General features: G+C 41.7%; 2 protein-coding genes. Both read left to right on the top strand.

The window, feature by feature from the left end; all coding sequences use genetic code 11:
• Positions 1-1728 (top strand): valine--tRNA ligase (locus AC1DSB_RS16680; protein ID WP_477587154.1); only part of this gene is annotated, 1728 nt, incomplete at its 5' end.
• Between the two features lie 410 nt (positions 1729-2138).
• On the top strand, positions 2139-3397 hold a 1259-nt coding region (locus tag AC1DSB_RS16685), incomplete at its 3' end, for a bifunctional folylpolyglutamate synthase/dihydrofolate synthase (RefSeq protein ID WP_477587155.1).

Raw genomic sequence — 3397 nt, forward strand, 5'->3', positions numbered from 1 at the left:
ATGAATGACAATGCGGATAAATATGCAGGGATGGATCGCTTCGAATGCCGCAAGCAAATTGTTGCGGATCTTCAAGAAGCGGGAGTATTGTTTAAAATCGAAGAGCATATGCATTCAGTTGGGCACTCAGAGCGTAGCGGCGCAGTAGTTGAACCGTATCTTTCGACACAGTGGTTCGTAAACATGCAGCCACTCGCAGACGAAGCAATTAAATTGCAGCAAGGCGAAGACAAAGTTCAATTCGTACCGGAACGCTTTGAAAACACCTATATGCGCTGGATGGAAAACATCCGTGACTGGTGTATTTCACGCCAATTATGGTGGGGTCACCGAATTCCAGCTTGGTACCACAATGAAACAGGCGAAATTTACGTAGGTCATGAAGCACCAGCGGACATCGAAAACTGGAAACAGGACGAAGATGTATTGGATACATGGTTCTCATCTGCACTATGGCCGTTTTCAACAATGGGCTGGCCGGACGAATCAAACGAAGAATTCAAACGTTACTACCCGACCGATGTATTAGTAACAGGATATGATATTATATTCTTCTGGGTATCACGTATGATTTTCCAAGGAATTGAGTTCACGGACCAACGTCCGTTTGACGATGTATTGATTCACGGACTTGTACGTGCTGAAGACGGACGTAAAATGTCTAAGTCATTAGGCAACGGAGTAGACCCAATGGACGTAATTGAGAAATACGGTGCGGATGCACTTCGTTACTTCTTATCAACTGGTTCATCACCAGGGCAAGATTTACGTTTCTCAATCGAGAAAGTGGAATCGGTTTGGAACTTCGCGAACAAGATCTGGAACGCTTCACGTTTTGCCATGATGAACATGGAAGGCATGAAGTTTGAAGATATTGATTTAAGTGGAGAAAAATCTGTTGCGGACGCATGGATCTTGACTCGCTTGAATGAAACAATTGACCAAGTAACAAAACTGGCAGAGAAATATGAGTTTGGTGAAGTAGGGCGCGCCCTTTATAACTTCATCTGGGATGACTTCTGTGACTGGTACATCGAAATGGCGAAGTTGCCATTATACGGTGAGGATGAAGATGCGAAGAAAATGACTCGTTCAGTGTTGGCATACGTTTTAGACAACACGATGCGTTTACTACATCCATTCATGCCGTTCATCACGGAAGAAATCTGGCAGAGCCTGCCGCATGAAGGCGAATCAATTACGATTGCTGCATGGCCGACTGTCAATGAATCGTTGACGGACAGCACAAAAGCATCAAGTATGAAATTGCTTTCGGATATCATCCGTTCAGTACGCGCGATCCGTGCAGAAGTACAAACGCCAATGAGCAAAAAAGTGCCGTTATACATCTCTGCTAAAGATTCAGAAACATTAGCAGTACTCGAAGCAAATGCGATGTACTTGGAGAAATTCTGTAACCCAGAACCATTGGTTTTAGGTCAAGGAATTGAGGCACCAGGTCAATCAATGTCAAGTGTCGTTTCAGGTGCAGAACTATTCTTACCACTTGAAGGCTTAATCGACGTAGCAGCTGAAACTGCACGATTGGAGAAAGAGCTGGAGAAATGGGCGAAAGAAGTTAAGCTTGTAACAGGCAAACTTTCAAATGAACGTTTCGTTTCGAAAGCACCTGAAGCAGTTGTTGCAGAAGAACGCGCAAAACAACAGGATTATATCGAAAAACACGCAACCGTTGAAAAACGCTTGGCTGAATTGAAGAATTTATAAGTTAGTGATAATGCCTCAAAAGCTTAAGGCTTTTGGGGTGTTTTTTATGGTGTGAAGAATAGTTTATCTGCATTTCGATGGATGAAATCTAGGATTCGAGGGAAGATATCTAGATTACATTCTCGAAAGGTTATTAAAGGCCGACCTCTTAAGCGATTTAGAGTTTAGTTGGAAAATATGGAACTTTAGTTGGGAATATATCGCGTTTAGTTGGAAAATTTGAACCTTTAGTTGGAGACGCTGTTGTCGTGTAACCACGCTATATTCAAGGGGGTTACTTAAAGATATCTCAGCATAAAAATTTCATTAGTAACTAGAAATAATTTCATATCTTTTCAGCAATTGAACATGATAGAATAGAGTGAATTCTCAGATGTTCTGGGAGTATTGAGTTTGAGGAGTGACCAAATGTGTTTACATCAGTTGATAAAGTAGTTGAATACATATATTCCATGGATCAGAAAACGGAGCGAAATGGTCGACTAAGTCGTATCACTTCCATCCTGGCGGTCCTCGGGAATCCACATAAAGGATTCCGTTCTGTTCACATTGCAGGGTCAAACGGCAAAGGTTCAACTTTGAATGCTCTTAAAGAAATATTAATTGCTGAAGGCCTCCAAGTCGGAAGCTTCATATCTCCTCACCTTGAAAAAGTAAACGAACGCATCATGATGAATGATGTAATGATCACAGACGAACAATTTATCCAATATATGAACGATATCTATCCACTTCTGCAAAAAGGTCAAGTTGGAGAAGGCTCGAACTTCTTCGAAATTTTGACGGTCATTGCATTTATGTACTATAACGACATGAAAGTGGATATTGCCTTAATTGAAACAGGGATTGGCGGGAAATTCGATTCAACGAACGTGCTGACACCACTGCTATCAATTTTAACGTCCATTTCGCTTGATCATACGCAAATCTTAGGCGACACCCTTGAAGCCATCGCTGAAGAAAAAGCGGGAATCATCAAACCACTCGTTCCGGTGATCAGTGCAGTGAAAGACAAACAGGCTGTTGCGGTTATCGAACAGAAGGCCGAATTGGAACAAGCGCCAATTTACCAATTATATAAAGATTTTCTTATTGGAAATGTAACTCAGGAAATAAATCAACAAAGTTTTTCTTATCAATTAAACGGTGAAAAAATGGTAGATATATCCCTGAAAATGATGGGGCATCACCAAGTTGAAAATGCGTCGCTTGCCATTACAGCTGCGTTGTTTTTGAACAAACATCACGGTTTTACCATTTCTGAAGAGAGTATCCGCCATGGTCTAATCACCTCTAGCTGGGCCGCGCGTTTTGAAGAAGTTTTACCTAACGTCATCATAGACGGAGCACATAATCCGGCAGGTATGGAAGTGCTTATTCAAACCATTCAGCAACGCTACGCGACAAAAAATATTCACGTCGTCTTTACCGCACTTCAAGATAAAGACATTGCATCCGTGCTTCATATGCTGGATGAAATTTCAGCAAGCATTACTGTCACAGAAATTCATGTGAAAAATGCGGCAGCTGGAAAAGATATTTTTGAAGCGACAAAGCATCCAGAAAAACAATTGATCTTGAACTGGCATGAGGCACTCGAGCAGACTCTAGTAAAAGTAGACGAGTCAAATGTTGTTCTAGTAACCGGCTCGCTATACTTCATGTCGCT

It is taken from the genome of Paenisporosarcina sp. P4_E4_2 (assembly GCF_056401595.1).